We start from the raw sequence: 19,529 nt of genomic DNA, 5'->3' as shown, positions 1-19,529 counted from the left end.
ACCCGTGTCGCGTTCGTCGCAGGGTCCCGGTGACGGCCTGGAGGCGCGGGGCGCGTCCGCCTCGCCGGTCACGACCGGTCTGCCCACGCCGGGGCGCCGGTGGCGCAGGGGCGAGCTGAACACCGCGTTCCGCATCACCGCGTCGGTCGTCATCCCGGTCTTCCGCTTCACCGCGCGCTACCACTGGCACGGGTCGAAGCGGCTGCCCGAGGGCGGCGCCTTCGTGCTCGCGCCGAACCACTTCACGAACATCGACCCGCTCGTGGTGGGCACGGCCGTCTGGCTGTCCCGTCGCGCGCCGCGGTTCCTCGCGAAGGCGTCGATCTTCCGGGTCCCGGTCGTCGGCAAGCTCATGGCCGGCATGGGGCAGATCCCGGTCGAGCGCTCGGGCCGCACGCGCCTGAGCGACCCGCTCGGCGGCGGCCGATCGCTCGTCGAGCAGGGCGGCGCGATCATCGTCTACCCCGAGGGCACGCTCACGCGCGACCCCGACCTGTGGCCGATGCGGGGCAAGACCGGCGCGGTGCGGATCGCCCTCGAGAACGACGTGCCGCTCATCCCGATGGCCCACTGGGGCACCCAGAACATCATGGCGCGGTACTCGAAGAAGCTCCGGCTGTTCCCGCCGTCCCGGGTCGACGTGATCGTCGGCGACCCGGTCGACCTCTCCGCCTACCGGGGGCGTCCGCTCGACCAGAAGATGCTGCTCGAGGCGACCGACCTCGTCATGCAGCGGATCACCCAGCTGCTCGAGGAGCTCCGCGGCGAGCCCGCACCCGCGACGCGGTGGGACCCCGCCGCGAACAACCAGAAGGAGACGGGCCGGTTTGAGTGACCTCCGACCCCACGACGACCACGCCGACCCCTCGGTCGCCGCACGCGGCGCGGTGGACACCGCCGCCATCCGCGTGGTGATGCAGTCGACCGACAAGCCGCGCGTCGCCGTGATCGGTGCCGGCAGCTGGGGCACCACGTTCGCGAAGGTGCTCGCCGAGGGCGGTGCCTCCACCGTGCTGTGGGCACGCCGACCCGAGGTGGCCCGCGAGATCACCGAGACGAAGCGCAACTCCGAGTACCTGCCGGGCATCAACCTGCCGCGCACGCTCACCGCGTCGACGTCCCTCGCCGCGGTGCTCGACGGCGCCGAGCAGGTGTACGTCTCGGTGCCGTCGCAGTCGCTCCGGTCGAACCTCTCCGCGATCGCGCCGCTGCTCGGCGACGGCGTGCCGGTCGTCAGCCTCATGAAGGGCGTCGAGAAGGCGACCGGCCTCCGGATGAGCGAGGTCCTGCACGAGGGCCTCGGCATCGACCGCGACCGGATCGCCGTCGCCAGCGGCCCGAACCTGGCGCTCGAGATCGCCCGTCGGCAGCCCACCGCCGCGGTCGTGTCGTCGACGTCGATCGACACCGCGACCGCAGTCGCCGCGGTCGCCACGAACCCGTACTTCCGCTCCTTCACGAACACCGACGTGATCGGCACCGAGTTCGGCGGGGTGCTCAAGAACCTCATCGCCGTGGCGATCGGCATCGTCGACGGCGTCGGCTACGGCGAGAACACGAAGGCCTCGATCATCACGCGGGGGCTCGCCGAGATGACCGACTTCGCGGTGTCGCTCGGGGCGCAGCCGTCGACGCTGTCCGGGCTCGCCGGGCTGGGCGACCTCATCGCCACGTGCCAGTCGCCGCTGTCGCGGAACAACACCGCCGGGCGGCTGCTCGGCCAGGGGTACCGGTTCGACGAGGTCGTGCGGCAGATGAACCAGACCGCCGAGGGCCTGGCCTCGGTCGCGCCGATCCTCGAGCTCGCGGCGGCGAACGGGGTCGACATGCCCATCGTGGGGCAGGTGGCCGAGGTCCTCGCCGGTAGGCTCGATCCGCGCAACATCGCGCCGCACCTCACCGAGACCGACGAGCCACAGGGCGAGTGACGGGTCCGGTCCCGACCAGCAAGGTGACTGCCATGCCCACGATCGCCCCCGCGCCCACCACCGTCGCCGTGCTCTTCGGCGGTCGGTCCAGTGAGCACGAGATCAGCTGCGTGACCGCCGGCGGGATCATGGACGTCGTCGACCGCTCGGCGTACGACGTCGTGCCGATCGGGATCACCGCGGAGGGTGCCTTCACGCTGCAGACCGACGACCCGGCGCAGTGGGCGCTGCGGGACGGTGTCCTGCCGACCGTGCCGGACAACGGCACCCGGGTGGCCTTCCCGACCTCGCCCGCGACGAACGAGCTGGTCGTGTCGCACCCAGACGGCACCGTCACGACCATCGCGGTCGACGTGGTCTTCCCGATCCTGCACGGGCCGTTCGGCGAGGACGGCACGATCCAGGGGCTCCTCGAGATCGCCGGGCTGCCGTACGTCGGCGACGGCGTGCTCGCGAGCGCCCTGGCGATGGACAAGCACACCGCGAAGGCCGTGCTCGAGCACGCCGGGCTCCGGGTCGCCCCCTGGACCACGGTGCTGCGCCGCGAGTGGGCCACCGACCCGGTCGACGTCGCCGAGGCCGTCGCGGCGCACGGGTGGCCGCTCTTCGTGAAGCCGGCGCGGGCCGGGTCGAGCATGGGCGTGTCCCGTGTCGACGAGCCGTCGCAGCTCGGCGCCGCGATGGACCTGGCGTTCGAGCACGACTCGAAGGTCATCGTCGAGCCGCGGGTGGTCGGTCGCGAGGTCGAGGTCGCCGTGCTCGAGGGACGTGACGGCGTCCCGCGCACGAGCCTCCCCGGCGAGATCGTCGTGGCGGAGGACGGCTTCTACGACTTCGCGTCGAAGTACCTCGGCGGCGACGAGGCCCTGCTCTGCCCGGCCCCGCTCACCGAGGACGAGACCGATGCCATCCGCTCGATCGGCGCCCGCGCGTTCGAGGCGATCGGTGGTGCCGGCCTGGCACGGGTCGACTGCTTCCTGACCGACGACGGGTTCGTCGTCAACGAGGTCAACACCATGCCCGGGTTCACCCCGCTGTCGATGTACCCGCGGTGCTGGGCGGCGTCCGGGGTGTCCTACGCCGAGCTCGTCACCGAGCTCATCGAGCTGGGGCGCGCGGCGGTCCGCTGACCCGACCGGTGCGGCCCGTCCGGTGGTGGGCCGTCAGCCGTGCACCGGGGACGGGTCTCGGCCCTGCACGTGGGACGGGTCTCAGCCCTGCACGTGGGACGGTTCTCAGCCCTGTACCTGGGACGGGTCGAGGCACTCGTGCCCGTCCTTCGGCAGGGTGGACACGGCGTCGGTGAGGTCCTGCACCACCTGCGAGGTCGTGCGCTTCGTGTCGATGACGACCTGCACCGCGGGGGACCGACCGAACGTCGTGTAGACGATCTGCGCTCCGCGGTCGTCCCGGATCCAGTCCACTCCACCCTGGGCGAAGCACGGCAGGTCGGAGACCGTCGGCACGGCGACGCCGCAGTGGTAGACCGCGGCCTCGGGGTCGCCCCAGGCCGCGGTGGACTGCGCGGTCGTCTCGCGGAGCGCGTACTTCGTGTCGACCGTGGCCGGCAGCCGGACCTGCACGGCGGCGCACGCGGCGTCGTCGGCGGACGGTGCGGGCGACATGGCGACGGCGTTCGTGCAGCCGGTGAGGCCGGCGGCGAGGGCGAGGAGCACGCCCGTGATCGCGGTCCAGCGGAGGGGGCGGCGCACGGTGTCCATCGCCGTCAAGGGTACCGTCCGTGCGTCGGCTCCGGGCCGGGTGGCCACCGTCCGTGGGTCGTTCCGGGCGGGGCGGCCGTCGTCCGTGGGTCGGTTCCGGGACAGGCGGCTACCGTTCTGGTGTGGACGCGACGCAGGACCCCTGGACCGGACCGACCGTGGGCGAGGCCGGCGAGCTCGTGGTCCTCGACCGCATCGTCCGACGCCTGCCCGCGGGGACGCCCGAGCTCGGCCCCGGCGACGACTGCGCGGTCGTCGCGGCCCCCGACGGCCGGTTCGTCGTGACGACCGACATGATGGTGCACGGCCCGGACTTCCGCTGGGCGTGGTCGTCGCCCGAGGACGTCGGCTGGAAGGCCGCCGCGACGAACCTCTCCGACGTCGCCGCGATGGGCGCGGTGCCCACCGGGCTCGTGATGGCCCTCGCCGCGCCGCAGGACACCCCGGTGGCCGTCCTCGAGTCCTTCGCCGACGGGGTCCGCGCCGCCGTCGACGCACTCGCACCCGGCTGCGGCGTCGTCGGTGGTGACCTCAGCACGTCGGCCACCTTCACCGTCTCGGTCACCGCGTTCGGTGATCCTGGCGGCACCACGCCGGTGCTCCGTTCGGGCGCGCGCCCCGGCGACGTCCTCGCGGTCTCCGGCGAGCTCGGTCGTGCGGCGCGCGGCCTCGCCCGGTTGTTCCGTGACGGCGTCGACGCACGCGGCGAACCGTCCCGCGCCGCGACGGTGTCGAGCGGCGCGGACTCCGATCCGGACGTCGGCCGGCAGCGCCGACCCGTCCCACCGATCGCCGACGGACCGGCAGCCGCGCGAGCCGGGGCGACGGCGATGCTCGACCTCAGCGACGGCCTCGCGATCGACGCCGGACGCCTGGCCCGGGCGAGCGGGGTCACCCTCGCGTTCGACGTGGACGCGGTGCCGGACGGCGTCGCGCTGCACGGCGGCGAGGACCACGGACTCCTGGCGACGTTCCCCGCCGGCACGGCGCTCCCGGGGGGCTTCCGGCGGGTCGGAGCGGTCCTCGAGCGGGGCGCGCACGACCTCGTCCGCGGGGGCGCGCCCGTCCCGACCACCGGCTGGGACCCCTACGCCGACTGGGACGGCGCCGCCGGCTGACCCGCGGCGGCCCGCCCGGGCGTCGCTGTCGAGCGTCATCGCGGCGGTCGTCCGACAGCGGTGATGTCGCACGTTCCACCGCGCAACCGGTGCGTGCGCATGGTGCGTCACCGTGGTCGTCGCACGACAGCGGCAGTGTCGCACGACGTCGACGACGCACACCACTCCGCGACGCCAGCCGCGGCGGCCCGGGCCACCCGCGCTCCTCAGCTCGGCGTCACGGCCTCCCACGCCACCGTCTCGCCGTAGCTCCGCTTGCTGAACGGCGCGAGCCCCGCGGGCCACGCCGGCTCGGGCGACCGCTTGCTCCGCTCCACGACGACGACCGCACCCGCGGTCAGGCGCGGCACCAGGGCCTCGAGGACCTCCGCGATCTCGTGCTCCGTGACGTCGTACGGCGGGTCGATGAACACCAGGTCGAACGTCCGCACGGTGCCGCGCAGGAACCCGAGCGCGGGCTGCGGGTGCACGTCGATGCGCACGCCCGGCACGCGCTGCTGCACGGCCCGCGCGTTCGCCCGGCAGGCCTGCGCCGCCGCCGACGCCCGGTCCACCAGGACGACCTCGACGGCCCCCCGGGACGCCGCCTCGAGGCCGAGCGCCCCGGTCCCCGCGTACAGGTCCGCGACCGCCGCGTCGTCCACCAGGCCACGCGCCTCCAGCGACGAGAAGAGCGCCTCGCGCACCCGGTCGCTCGTCGGTCGGGTGCCGGACTTCGGCACACGGAGCGTCGTGGAACCGGCGGCGCCGGCGATGATGCGGGTCATGCAGCCACCGTAGCGGCCGTCCCGTCGCCGCCGGGCCCCGCTCCGACGCCCGCCGGGTCGGTCGGCCGGCGTGCGTCCCGCGCTCCTCCACAGGACGGCCGGGAGGCACGTGGCGCGTCGGACGCGCCGGGTACCGTGGTCGCGTGCCCACCTCCGCGACCCCCGCACCGGCCGCCGCACCCGACCTCGGTCCGGCGCCCCTCGACGCACGCCTCAGCGGCGTGCTCGGCGGTCGGACGGCCAGCGCGATCGAGAAGGCCTTCGGGTACCGCACGGTGGGCGAGTTCCTCGAGCACGCGCCCCGCCGGTACGCCGAACGCGGGGCGCTGACGGCGCTGGACTCGCTCGCGATCGGCGAGTCCGTGACGATCGTCGCCGAGGTCATCGACGTCCGCGAACGCACCATGCGCGCCCGCCGCGGCTCCATCCTCGAAGCGAAGATCGGCGACGGGTCGGGCATCCTCACGCTCACGTTCTTCAACCAGGGGTGGCGGACGAAGGACCTCGTGCCCGGCGCCCGCGGCATCTTCGCCGGCAAGGTCGGCGACTACCGCGGTGCCCGGCAGCTCGCCCACCCCGACTACGAGCTGTTCGACCGCGACGACCCGCGCGCCGACGCCGACCCGCTCGACGACGAAGCCATCAGGTGGTCCCGCCAGCCGATCCCGATCTACCCCGCGACGGCGTCGCTGACCTCGTGGCAGATCGCCAAGGCGATCGCGGTCGTGCTCGACACCCTGCCCGACGTGCCCGACCCGATCCCGGCGTCGGTGCGGACCCGGCTCGACCTCGTCCCGTTCCGTCGCGCCCTCGAGCTGCTGCACCGCCCCGAGAAGGTCGCCGACTTCAAGCGGGCGCAGGACGCGCTGCGCTACCGCGAGGCGTTCGTCCTGCAGACCGCCCTCGTCCAGCGGCGGATCGCGGCACGGGCGACCGCCGCCACCCCGCGCCGCGCCGAGCCGGGCGGCATCCTCGAGCGGTTCGACGCGACGTTGCCGTTCACCCTGACCCACGACCAGCGGGCGGTCGGCGCCGAGATCGCCCACGACCTCGCGGGGGACTGGCCGATGCACCGGCTCGTCCAGGGCGAGGTCGGGTCCGGCAAGACCCTCGTGGCGATCCGGGCGATGCTCACCGTGGCCGAGTCGGGCGGCCAGTCGGCGCTCATCGCCCCGACCGAGGTGCTCGCCGCCCAGCACCTCCGGTCGATCGTGAAGTTCCTCGGGCCGGACCTCGCCGCGGAGCTCCGGCCGGTCATCCTCACCGGCTCGCAGTCCACCGACGAGCGACGCCGGGCACTGCTCGCCGCGGCGTCGGGCAGCTCGCGCTTCGTCGTCGGCACGCACGCGCTGCTCGGCGACCGCGTGGACTTCGCCGAGCTGGGCCTCGTGGTCGTCGACGAGCAGCACCGGTTCGGCGTCGAGCAACGCGAGGCCCTCCGCACGAAGGGCACCACGCCGCCGCACGTGCTCGTGCTCACCGCGACGCCGATCCCGCGCACGGTGGCGATGACGGTGTTCGGCGACCTCGACGTCTCCACGATCACCGGTCTGCCGTCCGGTCGTGCCGGGGTCGAGACCTTCGCGGTCGGCCTCGCCGAGCACCCCGGCTGGGAGTCGCGCATCTGGACCCGGATGGCCGAGGAGCTCGCGGCGGGCCGGCAGGCGTTCGTGGTCTGCCCCGCGATCGACGACGCCCACACCGAGGACGACGGCGAGCCCGACCCCGAGGACGACACCCCGAAGCGCGCGCCGGCGACCGTGCTCGCGACCGCCGAGCGGATGCGGGCGATGCCCGTGCTCCGTGACCGCCGGATCGAGGTCCTGCACGGTCGGATGACCGCCGACGAGAAGGACCGCGTGATGACCTCCTTCGCGGCGGGCGACGTCGACGTCCTCGTCGCCACGACCGTCATCGAGGTCGGTGTCGACGTGCCGAACGCGTCGATGATGGCGGTGCTCGACGCCGACCGGTTCGGGGTCTCCCAGCTCCACCAGCTCCGCGGGCGCATCGGGCGCGGCCAGTACGCGGGCGTCTGCCTGCTCGTCACCACGGCCGAGGCCGAGACGACCGCCCGCGAACGCGTCGACGCCGTCGCCGCGTCGGACGACGGGTTCGAGCTCGCCCGGGTCGACCTCGAGCTCCGCCGCGAGGGTGACGTGCTCGGCGAGCGGCAGTCCGGCGGCCGGTCGTCGCTCAACCTGCTGCGCGTGGTCGAGCACGCCGACCTCATCGTCGACGCGCGCGAGGAAGCCGAGCGCGTCCTCGAGCCGGACCCCCGACTGGAGCACCACCCCGCCCTGCGCGAGGCGCTCGCCCGACGCCTCGACGAGTCCGACGCGGCCTTCCTCGGCAAGAACTGAGCCCGTCGGCCGGTAGCGTGGCGGTCATGGCGCAGATCGCGGTCGTCCCCGGTTCCTTCGACCCCGTGACCCTCGGGCACCTCGACGTCATCGGTCGGGCCGCCCGACTCTTCGACGAGGTGCACGTGCTCGTGGTCCACAACCCCGACAAGCAGCCGGCGATGTTCGACGCGGCCGACCGCGTGCGGCTCATCCGCGACTCCTTCGCCGAGACGGGCATCCCCGACTCGGTCCGCGTGGGGGAGTGGACCGCGGGCCTGCTCGTCGACTACTGCCGACAGGTGGGGGCCGGCGTGCTGGTGAAGGGCGTGCGGTCGGGCGACGACGTGGCGTACGAGACGCCGATGGCGATCATGAACCGGCACCTGGCCGACGTCGAGACGGTGTTCCTGCTGCCCGAGGCGTCGCGGGCGCACGTGTCGAGCTCCCTCATCCGCCAGGTCTCCTCGCTCGGCGGGGACGTCACGCCGTACGTGCCGACCGCGGTCGCCGAGGCGCTCGCCGCACGGACCGGCAGCTGACACGCCCCGCTGCTGCCTCGACTCCCCGCCCGGATCAGGCTAGGATCGTCGATCGTGTCTTCCCCCGTGAACAGCCCCTACGCCCTGCGCGTGCGTGACCTCGCGCACCGCCCGGGCGAGATGCGCGAGCACTCGCTCGACGTCGAGGTGCCGGACGCGATGGGTGCCGGCGTGATCGCCGTCCGCGAGGGCGCCGAGCTCCACCTGGACGTCCGGCTCGAGGGCCTGCACGAGGGCGTCCTCGTCTCCGGGCACGCCTCGGGTGAGGCGACCGGGGAGTGCTCCCGCTGCCTCATCGACATCAGCGAGCCCGTCGAGGTCGATTTCGCCGAGCTGTTCGCGTACGATGTCTCGGAGGATTTCGACTTCTTCGTTCGCGATGACCACGTGGACTGCGAACCAGTCGTTCGAGATGCGGTGGTGCTGTCGCTGCCGTTCCAGCCGGTCTGCCGACCGGACTGCCCAGGACTCGACCCGGAGACGGGTGAGCGCCTGGCCGACCTCGAGGACCACACGCCTCGCGAGGTCCTGGACCCGCGTTGGGCCGCCCTGGGCGGCTTCCAGAGCGACGACAGCGCTGACAGCCCGGCTGGCAGCACACCGAACCAGAGCCCCGAGGACGACGGCCGCACGGCCTGACGCTCCTCGCACACCGACCACCGACCTACCGAAAGAGAACCACCATGGCCGTTCCCAAGCGCAAGCAGTCCCGTGCCAACACGCACGCCCGTCGTTCGCAGTGGAAGGCCGCGCCGGTCCAGCTCGTGAAGACGATCGAGAACGGTCAGGTCACCTACAGCCTCCCGCACCGCGCGAAGGTCGTCGAGGACTCGGCCGGCACGCCCCTGTACATGGAGTACAAGGGCCGCAAGGTCGCCGACGTCTGATCGGACTCCACGCATGACCGCGACGTCCGGCACCACGGGGTCCCGCCCCGTGGGGCCGGACGTCGTCCGTCTGCAGGGGCTCCTCGAGGCCGACATCGACCTCGAGCTCCTGCAGCTCGCCCTGACCCACCGCTCGTACGCGTACGAGCACGGCGGGATCCGGCACAACGAGCGCCTCGAGTTCCTCGGGGACTCCATCCTCGGCCAGGCCGTGACCGTGAAGCTCTTCCGGTCCTTCCCCGACCTCGACGAGGGCGAACTCGCCAAGCGGCGTGCCAGCCTCGTCTCGACGGTCGCCCTCGCCGAGATCGGCCGCATGATCGGCCTCGGCGCGTACCTGCGCCTGGGCAAGGGCGAGGAACAGACCGGCGGCCGTGACAAGGCGTCGATCCTCGCCGACACCGTCGAGGCCGTCATCGGTGCCACGTACCTGTCCGCGGGCCCCGACGCCGCCACCGCGCTCGTGCTCCGCCTGGTCGAGCCGCTCATGGTCGACCCCGACCGGTTCGGCGCCGCGATGGACCCCAAGACGAGCCTGCAGGAGCTCGCCGCGACCCTCTCCCTCGGCAACCCGTCCTACCGGGTGACCGAGGAAGGTCCCGACCACGACAAGACCTTCCACGCGACCGTCGTGCTGCAGGGCGAGTCGGTGTCGACCGGCTCCGGGTCGAGCAAGAAGACCGCCGAGATGGCTGCCGCGCTCCAGGCGTGGACGCGGCTGTCCGGCCGGGCGGCCTGACCGCGTGCCCGAACTCCCCGAGGTCGAGGTCGTCCGCGCCGGTCTCGAACCCGCCGTCAGCGGCGCCCGGGTGCTGCACGTCGACGTCGCCGACGACCGGGCACTCACGCGCCACGACGGTCCGGCGGAGGACTTCGCCGAGCGCCTGACCGGCCGCACGATCGCCGCAGCCGTACGCCGCGGGAAGTTCATGTGGTTCCCGCTGACGTCCGCGCACGACGACGCCCGGCCGGAGGCGCTCGTCGCGCACCTCGGCATGAGCGGCCAGATCCTGCTCGGCCGCGACCGGCCGCCGTCGAGGCACCGCCGCATCACGATCGACGTGCAACCGGCGACCGTCCGCCCCGACGGCCGCGTCGAGGACCCCGTCGAGCTCGAGTTCGTCGACCAGCGCACGTTCGGGTCGATGGCGATCGACGCGATGGTGCCCACGGTGGACGGCGCACCCGCCGGGTCCGCGGGCGCGGTCGACGCCCGGGAGCCGGACGCGCCGTGGCGTCGGACCATCCCGACGCAGGTCTCGCACATCGCCCGCGACCCGCTCGACCCCGCGTTCGACGACGACCGGTTCGTCGCGGCGGCGCGCAGGCGTTCGAGCGGGATCAAGCGCGTGCTCCTCGACCAGGGCGTCGTGAGCGGCATCGGCAACATCTACGCCGACGAGTCCCTGTGGGCCGCGCGACTGCACTTCGACCGCCCCGCCGAACGCCTGCCCCGCGCCGACCTGCACGGGTTGCTCGCCGAGGTCCGCAGCGTGCTCCGCCGCGCCCTCGAGGACGGCGGGACGAGCTTCGACGCGCAGTACGTCAACGTGAACGGCCAGTCCGGGTACTTCTCCCAGCGCCTGGCCGTGTACGGGCAGCAGGGCGAGCCGTGTCCGCGCTGCGGGACGACGATCGTGCGCGAGGCGTTCATGAACCGGTCGAGCCACCGCTGCCCCGTGTGCCAGCCCGCTCCGCGCCAGCGCACGCGCTAGCCTGACGCCGAGCGGCACCGCAGGCGCCAGCCACAGCGGCACCGCAGGCACCACCACCAGAGCAACAACGTCAGCAGCAGCAGCGCAGCAGACCGCCCGGAGACCCGCATGTACTTGAAGAGCCTGACCATCAAGGGGTTCAAGTCCTTCGCGCAGCCGACGACGTTCGCGTTCGAGCCCGGCGTCACGTGCATCGTCGGCCCGAACGGCTCGGGCAAGTCCAACGTGGTCGACGCCCTCGCCTGGGTGATGGGGGAGCAGGGGGCGAAGACCCTCCGCGGCGGCAAGATGGAGGACGTCATCTTCGCCGGGACCTCGACCCGCGGTCCGCTCGGCCGCGCCCAGGTGCTCCTGACGATCGACAACAGCGACGGCCTGCTGCCGATCGAGTACTCCGAGGTGACCATCGCCCGCACGCTGTTCCGGAACGGCGGCAGCGAGTACGCGATCAACGGCGAGAACTGCCGCCTGCTCGACGTCCAGGAGCTCCTGAGCGACACCGGCCTCGGCCGCGAGATGCACGTCATCGTCGGGCAGGGGCAGCTCGACAAGGTGCTGCACGCCACCCCCGAGGACCGCCGCGGCTTCATCGAGGAGGCGGCCGGGATCCTCAAGCACCGGCGTCGCAAGGAGAAGACCCTCCGCAAGCTCGACGCGATGCAGACGAACCTCACCCGCCTGTCGGACCTCGCGGGCGAGATCCGACGGCAGCTCAAGCCGCTCGGACGGCAGGCCGAGGTGGCTCGGCGGGCCCAGTCGGTCGCGGCCGTCTTCCGGGACGCCAAGGCCCGCCTGCTCGCCGACGACGTCGTCCGGCTCCGCCGCGAGCTGCACGAGCACCAGGAGGTCGAGACCGGGCGCAAGTCCGAGCGCATCGTCCTGCAGGAACGGCTCGAGCAGACGCGTGCGCGGCAGCAGCAGGTCGAGCAGAGCCTGGTCGGCGACGACGTCGACCGCGCCCGGACCGTGGTGCACCGGCTCGAGAGCGTGCAGGAGCGCCTCCGCGGGCTGTCGAGCCTGGCGAACCAGCGGCTGATGTTCCTCGCGCAGCAGGCCGACGCCCCGCAGCAGGGCCCGACGATCACGCCGGAGCGCGTGCAGGGCGTCCGCGCCGAGGCCGAGCGGTTGGAGGCGCGTGCCGCCGAGACCGCCGCGGGGGCCGGTGCGACGGCCGCCGCGGTGCAGGATGCCCGTGACCGGCTCGACGCCCTCGACGAGCAGATCGCGGCGCAGGCCGCCCGGGTCTCCGCGCACGACCTCGAAGCGCAGCGCCTCCGCGGCGCCGTCGAGGTCGCCCGGTCGCGCCGCGGGTCCGTCGTCGCCGACCGCGACCGCCGCGCCCGTGCCCTCGCCGAGGCCGAGGAGCGTGCCGAGCGCGCCGCCGCAGCGCTGACCGACGTCGGCGTCGACCCGGCCGAGGGCGTGGACGCCGACGCCCTCGCCGCGACGCTCGACGCCGCGCGGCAGGCGCTCGAGACGGCGCAGGCCGACCGTGACGCCCGGCGTGACCGGCTGCACGCCCTGGAGCGCGAGCGCGACGCCCTCGACGCACGGGTCGCCGCCCTCGGCATGTCGATCGACGTCCGCGACGGCTCGCAGGCCGTCATCGACGCCGCGCGCGAGGGGGTCCTCGGGCGCCTCGCGGACGCCCTCACCGTCGAGCCCGGACACGAGGCCGCGGTCGCCGCCGCGCTCGACGGGCTCGCCGACGCCGTCCTCGCGGCGGACCGCGGCACCGCGCTCGCGACCGTCGAGCACGCCCGCGCCGCCGACCTCGGCCGCGTCGACGTCGTCGTCGCCGACGTCGCCGACGGCAGCGGCGACGCACCGGGTCTGCCCGCCGACCTGCCGCCGGGCGTCCGCCCGGCCCTCGACCTGGTGCGGGGACCGGCGGCGATCACCGCGCTCCTGCGCACGACGCTCGTCGCACTGGACGACGGGGTCGACCTGGAGGCCGTGCTCACCGCCGCCCCGCAAGCGACGGTCGTGACGCCCTCCGGCGACCTCGTGGGCCGCGTCCGCGTCACCGGCGGCGGGGAACGCGCCGTGTCCCGCATCGAACTCGTCGCGGAACGCGACGACGCCCGGAGCCGCCGCGACGCCGTCGCGAGCGACGCCGAGGACGCGGCCACGGGCCTCCAGGCCGCGCGCAGCGCCGTCGAGGACGCACGCCGCCGGACGGACGAGGCGGACCGGGCGCTCCGCGCGCACACCGCGGCCAAGGCCGAGTACGACCGGTCGAGTGCGTCGACGCGAGCGCGGGCCGAGAACGCGGCGGCCGAGGTCGAGCGGCTGCGCGCCGCGCTCGGCGAGACCGACGGCGGCGTCGAGGCGGCCGAGCAGGCCCTCGCCGACGCCGAGCAGGCGCTGGCCGCCTTCGACGCGCAGGAGCGACCGACGGTCGACGCCTCGGGTCGGCCCGCGCTGCTGGACGCCCTCGAGGCCGCGCGTGCCGCCCAGATCGAGCACCGCATCCAGGTGGAGACGATCCGCGAGCGGGCGCGGTCGGAGCGGAACCGGGCGGCGGGGCTGCAACGGCAGCTCGAGGCCGAGCGCGCCGCTGCCGAGGAGGCCGCCCGGCTCGCCGTCGTGCGGCGCGGACAGATCGCCGTCGCCGAGGACGTGCTCGCCGACCTGCCCGTGGTGCTCGGCGCCGTCGACCGCTCGCTGGCCGAGGCTCGGGTGCGCCTGGCGACCGAGGAGTCCGAGCGGACGAAGCGCAACACCGAGCTCCAGGCGATCCGTGCCGAGGAACGCGGGCTCCGTGACCGGCTGCAGACGATCACCGACGGCGTGCACTCCCTCGAGATGGAGATCTACGAGAAGAAGCTGCACGTGTCCGGGGTGCTCGACCGTGCCCAGAGCGAGCTCGGGCTGGGGGAGGCCGTGCTCGTGGCGGAGTACGGGCCGCACGTGCCGGTCCCGGTCGACGTCCTGGTCGACCCGCGGGTGCTCGCGCGGCGGCACCGGGACGCCGAGCGGGCACGGGCGGCGGCCGAGGGCGGCGAGCGGGACGCCGACGCCGCTGCGTCCGCCGGCGCCGCTGCGTCCGCCGACACCGCCGCTGTGTCCGAGGACACCGCCGCGTCCGACGACGACGTCCCCGCGCTCGTCCCGGCCGAGTCGACGCTGCCGGGCGGCCCCGCGCTGCCCGAGTACGACGCCATCGAGGGCATCGACCCCGGCGAGGTCGAGACCGTCCCGTACGTGCGCGCCGAGCAGGAGCAGCGCCTCGCCGCGGCCGAGCGGGACCTCGGTCGGCTCGGCAAGGTGAACCCCCTCGCGCTCGAGGAGTTCCAGGCGCTCGAGCAGCGGCACGCGTTCCTCGCCGAGCAGCTCGACGACCTGCAGAAGACCCGCGCGGACCTCCTGACGATCATCGAGGAGCTCGACACGAAGATGCAGACGATCTTCGAGTCCGCGTTCAACGACACCCGCGATGCCTTCGACGTCGTCTTCCCGATCCTGTTCCCGGGCGGCTCCGGGTCGATCTCGCTGACCGACCCCGACGACCTGCTCGCCACCGGGATCGACGTGCAGGTGAAGCCCGCCGGCAAGAAGATCGACCGGCTGACGCTGCTGTCCGGTGGGGAGCGGTCCCTCGCGGCCGTGGCGCTCCTCGTGGCGATCTTCACCGCGCGCCCGTCGCCGTTCTACATCATGGACGAGGTCGAGGCGGCGCTCGACGACGCGAACCTCGGGCGGCTGCTGACCGTGTTCGAGCGGCTCCGCGAGTCCTCGCAGCTCATCGTCATCACGCACCAGAAGCGCACGATGGAGATCGCCGACGCGCTGTACGGCGTATCGATGCGGCAGGACGGTGTGTCGGCGGTCGTCGGCCAGCGCGTGCAGCAGCGCCGCGGGTCGGAGCCCGCCGACGCGGTCGCGTAGCGCCCGCCGGCCCCGGCCCCGGCCCCGTCGCGGTCCCGGTCCCCGTCGCGGGCCCGGCCTCCGTCGCGGTCGCGGTCCTGGTCCTGGCCCTGGTCCTGGTCGCAGGCCACGTCAGCGGCGGATCGCGCCTCCCGCCCGCCCGGGTGTGCTCCGCGAAAGCGACAGTTCGCGGGTCCCGTCCGGCGGCTGGTGCGCGAAAGCGACACATGGGCGCGAACAGTCCGGAGCGATCTGTCGCTTTCGCGAGGGCGCCGCAGACAGAGGGCGCCGCAGACAGGGGGCACCGCAGACGGAGCGCGCGGCAGACAGGACGTGCCGCAGACGGACGGGAGGCGCGGTGCCAGCTGGCACCGCGCCTCCCGTCCCTCAGGCGGTGGCGACTACTTCGCGTCCGCCTCGATGGCCGTCTTCGGCTCGCCCGTCGGGGTCAGCCCGCGCTCCTGGCGCTTCTTCGAGACCACGAGCGACGCGATCGTCGCGACGGTGATCGTCAGCGCGATGAAGCTCAGCGAGAACCAGATCGGGATCTCCGGGGCCCACTCGATGTGCTCGCCGCCGTTGATGAAGGGCAGCTCGTTGACGTGCATGGCGTGGAAGACGAGCTTCACGCCGATGAAGGCGAGGATGACCGCCAGCCCCTGACCGAGGTAGATGAGCCGCTCGAGCAGTCCCGCGATGAGGAAGTACAGCTGGCGGAGACCGAGGAGCGAGAACGCGTTCGCGGTGAACACGATGAACGCGTCCTGCGTGAGACCGAAGATCGCGGGGATCGAGTCGAGGGCGAACAGCACGTCGGTCAGGCCGATGGCGACCATGACGAGCAGCATCGGGGTGAACAGGCGCTTGCCGTCGACGCGGGTGGTGAGGCGGTCGCCGTCGTAGTCCTTCGACGTGGGGATGATGCGACGGAGGACCCGGATCAGGCGGGAGTCGCCCTCGGACGCGTCGTGCTCGCCGCTGCTGCGGGCCTGCGACCAGGCGAGCCAGAACAGCAGGGCGCCGAACAGGTAGAACACCCACGAGAAGTTCTCGATGATCGTGACGCCGAGGGCGATGAAGACACCGCGGGCGACGAGGGCGATCGCGACGCCGACCAGCAGCACCTTCTGCTGGAACTCCTTCGGCACCGCGAAGGTCGTCATGATGATGAGGAAGACGAACAGGTTGTCGACCGACAGGGCCTTCTCGGTCAACCAGCCGGCGAAGTACTCACCGCCGGCCTGCCCGCCGCCGAACACGAGGATGCCGACACCGAACAGGATCGCCAGGCCGACGTAGAACGCCGACCAGAAGGCGGACTCCTTGATGTGCGGGACGTGCGGCGTGCGCACGTGCGAGTAGAAGTCGAACACCAGCAGCGCGAGGATGCCCGCGAGGGTGATGAGCCATACGTACAGGGGGACGTCCAACAGAGTTCCTTCAGGGAGGGGCGCACCACGAGGAGTGGGTACGCCGAAGCCTGAAGGTCTCTTCCGCCGCCTGACCGTGCCGCCGGGATCCGACGGGCCGTGCAGGAGACCGGTGCCCCGGGCCTGGATCGTCCCAGACCGTACTGACGGGCACACCGCGAGAGGAATACTCCCCTTCTCACGACGAGCGTAGCGGGCGACCGGCACGTCCGCCGCGGCCTAAGCTGGGAACATGGCGAGTTCCTGGTCCCTGTCCTCCCGGCTCCGCGGTCTGTTCCAGCGGAAGACCATCGACGAGACCACGTGGGACGACCTCGAGACCGCGCTCATCGGTGCGGACTTCGGCCCCGACATCGCGGACGAGGTCATCGAGGACCTGCACGCCCGCGTCGACCGGTACGGCACGACCGACCCGGCGGACCTCCAGCGCATGCTCCGCGAGGTGCTCGAGGAGCGCCTCTCGAAGCTCGACACCACCCTCAAGCTGAGCAACCGCCCCGCGGTCGTGCTCGTGGTCGGGGTGAACGGTGTCGGCAAGACCACGACGATCGGCAAGTTCGCCAAGTTCCTCAAGACGTACGACCGCACGGTGCTCGTCGGCGCCGCGGACACGTTCCGCGCCGCCGCGGTCGAGCAGGTCGCGACGTGGGCCCAGCGCGCCGGCGTCGACGTCGTCCGCCCCGTCCAGCCCGGGCAGGACCCGGCGTCGGTGGCGTACCAGACCGTCGAGAAGGCCATCCACGACGGCACCGAGATCGTCGTGATCGACACCGCCGGCCGACTGCACACCAAGGCCGGGCTGATGGACGAGCTGACCAAGATCAAGCGCGTGGTCGAGAAGCAGGCCGAGATCGCCGAGGTCCTGCTCGTCCTCGACGCCACGACGGGGCAGAACGGCCTCGCGCAGGCGCAGGCGTTCATCGAGGGCGCCGGTGTCACCGGGCTCGTCATCACGAAGCTCGACGGCTCCGCGAAGGCCGGTTTCGTCCTCAGCGTGCAGGAGAAGACCGGCATCCCGATCAAGCTCATCGGGCAGGGCGAGGGCATCAACGACCTCACGGGCTTCACGCCGCACGTGTTCGTGCAGAACCTCGTCGGCTAGCGCGCTGCCGGAACCGGGCTCCGACCGGGGTACGGCCGACTGACGATCGCCTGGGCATCGGCTGTGCGACACGTGTACCGTCGCCGCCGTACTGCCCCGTGAGACCAAGGAGTCACCCCCATGCCCGCTCTGCTGATCATCGCGATCGTCGTCGGCCTCGTCCTGCTCTTCAGCGGCATCTTCGTCGGTGCCCTCAAGTTCCTGCTCTGGATCGGCATCGTCCTCATCCTGCTGTCCGTCATCGGCTGGCTGCTGCGGAGCATCCGGGGTCGCGCGTAGTCGCGACGCCCCACCACGACGCAACGGGAGGCGCGGTGCCAGCTGGCACCGCGCCTCCCGTTGCGTCGTCCGGTCGTGTCCGTCGCCTACACGGCCTGGCGACCCGGCGATGCGTCGAGCAGGTGGGCCAGGTGCGGCGGCACCGTGCCGCCGCGCGCGACGGTCGCCCGCGCCCACAGTCGGCCAGCGCGGTAGGACGACCGGACCAGGGGTCCGGCCAGGACGCCGGCGAACCCGATCCGCTCGGCCACCTCGCGGAGCTCGACGAACTCGTCCGGCCGCACCCACCGCGCAACCGGCAGGTGTCGGGGCGACGGCCGGAGGTACTGGGTCAGCGTGATGATGTCCGTCCCGGCGTCGTGGAGCTGCTGGAGGGCGTCCTCGACCTCGGCGCGCTCCTCGCCCATGCCGAGGATGAGGTTCGACTTCGTCACGAGCCCCGCGTCGTGCCCCTGCGTGATGACGTCGAGCGACCGGTCGAAGCGGAAGGCCGGTCGGATGCGCTTGAAGATCCGCGGCACGGTCTCGACGTTGTGCGCGAAGACCTCGGGGCGGGCGTCGAACACCTGCCCGAGCTGGTCGGGCCGGCCGGAGAAGTCGGGGACGAGGATCTCGACGCCGGTGCCGGGGGAGTGCTCGTGGATCGCGCGGATGGTCTCCGCGTAGAGCCAGGCACCGCCGTCCTCGAGGTCGTCGCGGGCGACCCCGGTCACCGTGGCGTACCGCAGGCCCATCTCGGCGACGGAGTCCGCGACCCGGCGGGGCTCGTCGCGGTCGAGCGGCTCGGGCTTGCCCGTGTCGATCTGGCAGAAGTCGCACCGTCGCGTGCACTGGGACCCGCCGATCAGGAAGGTGGCCTCGCGGTCCTCCCAGCACTCGAAGACGTTCGGGCAGCCGGCCTCCTGGCAGACGGTGTGCAGCTGCTTGTCGCGGACCAGGCCGGAGAGCTCGCGGAACGCCGGGCCCTGCACCGCCCGGGTCTTGATCCACGCGGGCTTGGTCTCGATCGGGGTCTCGGCGTTCCGGGCCTCGACGCGGAGCATCCGGCGGCCCTCGGGGGCGAGTGTCATGCGGTGATCTCCTGTCGGGTGGCATCGGTGCTGGTGCTGGTGGTGCTGGTGGTGCTGATCCGGTCGCCGGTGCGCATGCCCTCGACCGCCCGTTCGATCCGGTGGCCGACGTCGGCCGCGACCTCGTCGACGCTCACGTGCCGACCCGTGGCGCGGCTCAGCGTCGTGACCCCGGCGTCGGCGATGCCGCACGGGACGATCGCCGCGTAGGGCGCGAGGTCGTTGTCGCAGTTGATCGCGATGCCGTGGCTCGAGACCTGCTCGGCGACGTGCAGTCCGATCGCGCCGACCTTGTCGAGCGTGCGGCTGCGGGGGACGCCGCGAGCGCCGGACCCGGTGCCGTCGTCGCCGGACCGGGGGAGCCACACCCCGCTCCGCCCGGGGACGCGCTCGGCCGCGAGTCCGAGCGAGGCCGCCGTGTCGAGCACGACCTGCTCGAGGTCGCGGACCCAGGCGACGACGTCGAGCGGCTCGGCGAGCCGGACGATCGGGTAGGCGACGAGCTGCCCCGGACCGTGCCAGGTGATGCGGCCGCCGCGGTCGACCTCGACGACGGGGGAGCCGTCGGTCGGCAGGTCGGACGGCTCGGTCCGGCGACCCGCGGTGTACACGGACGGGTGCTCGCACAGCACGACGACGCCGGGCGAGCGCCCTGCGACGACGTCGGCACGGTAGGCGTGCTGCAGGGCGACGCCCTCCTCGTAGTCGAGGAGTCCTGGCCACCGGATGATCTCGAGGTCCACCACGGGGAGCACGCT

General features: G+C 73.1%; 18 protein-coding genes. 13 read left to right on the top strand and 5 right to left on the bottom strand.

Translation table 11 applies throughout. The annotated features are described in order from the left end of the window. Positions 1–4 precede the first annotated feature (4 nt). The 3 genes from QOL15_RS10210 to QOL15_RS10200 all read left to right on the top strand — a co-directional run bounded on the left by QOL15_RS10210 (position 5) and on the right by QOL15_RS10200 (position 3,058). The gene (locus QOL15_RS10210) at positions 5–835 is read left to right on the top strand and encodes a 1-acyl-sn-glycerol-3-phosphate acyltransferase (protein ID WP_083394087.1); all 831 of its coding nucleotides are present in this window, start codon (positions 5–7) and stop codon (positions 833–835) included. A 79-nt stretch (positions 836–914) separates the two neighbouring features. Further along, positions 915–1,928, top strand: coding sequence for an NAD(P)H-dependent glycerol-3-phosphate dehydrogenase (locus QOL15_RS10205; RefSeq protein WP_065962741.1), 1,014 nt, complete (start codon positions 915–917; stop codon positions 1,926–1,928). 32 nt (positions 1,929–1,960) lie between these two features. Continuing rightward, positions 1,961–3,058 (top strand): D-alanine--D-alanine ligase family protein, encoded by a 1,098-nt coding sequence (locus QOL15_RS10200; RefSeq protein ID WP_071248892.1) that lies wholly within the window; start codon positions 1,961–1,963, stop codon positions 3,056–3,058. Between the two features lie 105 nt (positions 3,059–3,163). On the opposite strand, the gene QOL15_RS10195 is transcribed toward QOL15_RS10200, so the two are convergent. Beyond that, positions 3,164–3,649, bottom strand: a complete 486-nt coding sequence (locus tag QOL15_RS10195) for a DUF3515 family protein (RefSeq protein WP_071248869.1) — start codon at positions 3,647–3,649, stop codon at positions 3,164–3,166. 122 nt (positions 3,650–3,771) lie between these two features. Between QOL15_RS10195 and thiL the strand changes: the two genes are divergently transcribed. Next, positions 3,772–4,767 carry a thiamine-phosphate kinase gene (gene thiL, locus QOL15_RS10190; RefSeq protein ID WP_071248867.1) on the top strand — a complete coding sequence of 332 codons (996 nt, stop codon included), beginning with the start codon at positions 3,772–3,774 and terminating at the stop codon, positions 4,765–4,767. Positions 4,768–4,973: 206 nt separating this feature from the next. On the opposite strand, the gene QOL15_RS10185 is transcribed toward thiL, so the two are convergent. Then, entirely contained in the window at positions 4,974–5,534 is a 561-nt protein-coding gene (locus QOL15_RS10185) for an RsmD family RNA methyltransferase (protein WP_065962728.1), read from the bottom strand. Between the two features lie 143 nt (positions 5,535–5,677). Here QOL15_RS10185 and QOL15_RS10180 point away from each other — a divergent pair, with 143 nt between their 5' ends. The 7 genes from QOL15_RS10180 to QOL15_RS10150 all read left to right on the top strand — a co-directional run bounded on the left by QOL15_RS10180 (position 5,678) and on the right by QOL15_RS10150 (position 14,911). Then, positions 5,678–7,897, top strand: a complete 2,220-nt coding sequence (locus tag QOL15_RS10180) for an ATP-dependent DNA helicase RecG (RefSeq protein ID WP_071248864.1) — start codon at positions 5,678–5,680, stop codon at positions 7,895–7,897. Positions 7,898–7,923: 26 nt separating this feature from the next. After that, a complete protein-coding gene (gene coaD / locus QOL15_RS10175; RefSeq protein WP_071248889.1) occupies positions 7,924–8,418 on the top strand; it encodes a pantetheine-phosphate adenylyltransferase in 495 nt (164 codons plus the stop codon). A gap of 66 nt (positions 8,419–8,484) precedes the next feature. Next, positions 8,485–9,057 carry a DUF177 domain-containing protein gene (locus tag QOL15_RS10170; protein ID WP_065962735.1) on the top strand — a complete coding sequence of 191 codons (573 nt, stop codon included), beginning with the start codon at positions 8,485–8,487 and terminating at the stop codon, positions 9,055–9,057. 44 nt (positions 9,058–9,101) lie between these two features. Next, positions 9,102–9,305: a 50S ribosomal protein L32 gene (gene rpmF / locus QOL15_RS10165; protein WP_056126067.1), complete on the top strand. Its 204-nt coding sequence runs from the start codon at positions 9,102–9,104 to the stop codon at positions 9,303–9,305. A gap of 13 nt (positions 9,306–9,318) precedes the next feature. Continuing rightward, positions 9,319–10,044 (top strand): ribonuclease III, encoded by a 726-nt coding sequence (gene rnc / locus QOL15_RS10160; protein WP_083230260.1) that lies wholly within the window; start codon positions 9,319–9,321, stop codon positions 10,042–10,044. Positions 10,045–10,048: 4 nt separating this feature from the next. After that, positions 10,049–11,020 carry a bifunctional DNA-formamidopyrimidine glycosylase/DNA-(apurinic or apyrimidinic site) lyase gene (mutM, locus tag QOL15_RS10155; RefSeq protein ID WP_065962737.1) on the top strand — a complete coding sequence of 324 codons (972 nt, stop codon included), beginning with the start codon at positions 10,049–10,051 and terminating at the stop codon, positions 11,018–11,020. Positions 11,021–11,128: 108 nt separating this feature from the next. Next, positions 11,129–14,911, top strand: coding sequence for a chromosome segregation SMC family protein (locus QOL15_RS10150; protein WP_071248862.1), 3,783 nt, complete (start codon positions 11,129–11,131; stop codon positions 14,909–14,911). Positions 14,912–15,291: 380 nt separating this feature from the next. Here QOL15_RS10150 and QOL15_RS10145 read toward each other — a convergent pair whose 3' ends face one another. Then, complete coding sequence (locus tag QOL15_RS10145; protein WP_071248860.1) at positions 15,292–16,320, bottom strand: TerC family protein; 1,029 nt, start codon at positions 16,318–16,320, stop codon at positions 15,292–15,294. A gap of 232 nt (positions 16,321–16,552) precedes the next feature. Between QOL15_RS10145 and ftsY the strand changes: the two genes are divergently transcribed. Together ftsY and QOL15_RS10135 are read left to right on the top strand one after the other, a co-directional pair. Continuing rightward, positions 16,553–17,422 (top strand): signal recognition particle-docking protein FtsY, encoded by an 870-nt coding sequence (ftsY, locus tag QOL15_RS10140; protein WP_071248858.1) that lies wholly within the window; start codon positions 16,553–16,555, stop codon positions 17,420–17,422. Positions 17,423–17,542: 120 nt separating this feature from the next. Continuing rightward, positions 17,543–17,701, top strand: a complete 159-nt coding sequence (locus tag QOL15_RS10135; RefSeq protein WP_175473858.1) for a hypothetical protein — start codon at positions 17,543–17,545, stop codon at positions 17,699–17,701. A gap of 86 nt (positions 17,702–17,787) precedes the next feature. Here the strand turns inward: QOL15_RS10135 and lipA are convergent, their stop codons facing one another. Next, on the bottom strand, positions 17,788–18,771 hold the full coding sequence (lipA, locus tag QOL15_RS10130; protein WP_071248856.1) for a lipoyl synthase: 984 nt from the start codon (positions 18,769–18,771) through the stop codon (positions 17,788–17,790). Then, entirely contained in the window at positions 18,768–19,517 is a 750-nt protein-coding gene (gene lipB / locus QOL15_RS10125; protein ID WP_071248854.1) for a lipoyl(octanoyl) transferase LipB, read from the bottom strand. The genes lipA and lipB overlap by 4 nt, the downstream gene beginning before the upstream one ends. Positions 19,518–19,529: the final 12 nt, after the last annotated feature.

It is taken from the genome of Curtobacterium sp. MCBA15_012 (assembly GCF_001864935.2).
In the GTDB taxonomy this organism is placed as follows: domain Bacteria; phylum Actinomycetota; class Actinomycetes; order Actinomycetales; family Microbacteriaceae; genus Curtobacterium.
This window is presented reverse-complemented; position numbering and strand designations above follow the sequence as displayed.

Coding starts and splice junctions, on each gene's coding strand:
- lipA (WP_071248856.1), bottom strand. CDS start 18,771: ATGACACTCGCCCCCGAGGGCCGCCGGATGCTCCGCGTCGAGGCCCGG.
- QOL15_RS10200 (WP_071248892.1), top strand. CDS start 1,961: ATGCCCACGATCGCCCCCGCGCCCACCACCGTCGCCGTGCTCTTCGGC.
- rpmF (WP_056126067.1), top strand. CDS start 9,102: ATGGCCGTTCCCAAGCGCAAGCAGTCCCGTGCCAACACGCACGCCCGT.
- coaD (WP_071248889.1), top strand. CDS start 7,924: ATGGCGCAGATCGCGGTCGTCCCCGGTTCCTTCGACCCCGTGACCCTC.
- QOL15_RS10195 (WP_071248869.1), bottom strand. CDS start 3,649: ATGGACACCGTGCGCCGCCCCCTCCGCTGGACCGCGATCACGGGCGTG.
- QOL15_RS10150 (WP_071248862.1), top strand. CDS start 11,129: ATGTACTTGAAGAGCCTGACCATCAAGGGGTTCAAGTCCTTCGCGCAG.
- rnc (WP_083230260.1), top strand. CDS start 9,319: ATGACCGCGACGTCCGGCACCACGGGGTCCCGCCCCGTGGGGCCGGAC.
- QOL15_RS10135 (WP_175473858.1), top strand. CDS start 17,543: ATGCCCGCTCTGCTGATCATCGCGATCGTCGTCGGCCTCGTCCTGCTC.
- QOL15_RS10185 (WP_065962728.1), bottom strand. CDS start 5,534: ATGACCCGCATCATCGCCGGCGCCGCCGGTTCCACGACGCTCCGTGTG.
- ftsY (WP_071248858.1), top strand. CDS start 16,553: ATGGCGAGTTCCTGGTCCCTGTCCTCCCGGCTCCGCGGTCTGTTCCAG.
- QOL15_RS10205 (WP_065962741.1), top strand. CDS start 915: ATGCAGTCGACCGACAAGCCGCGCGTCGCCGTGATCGGTGCCGGCAGC.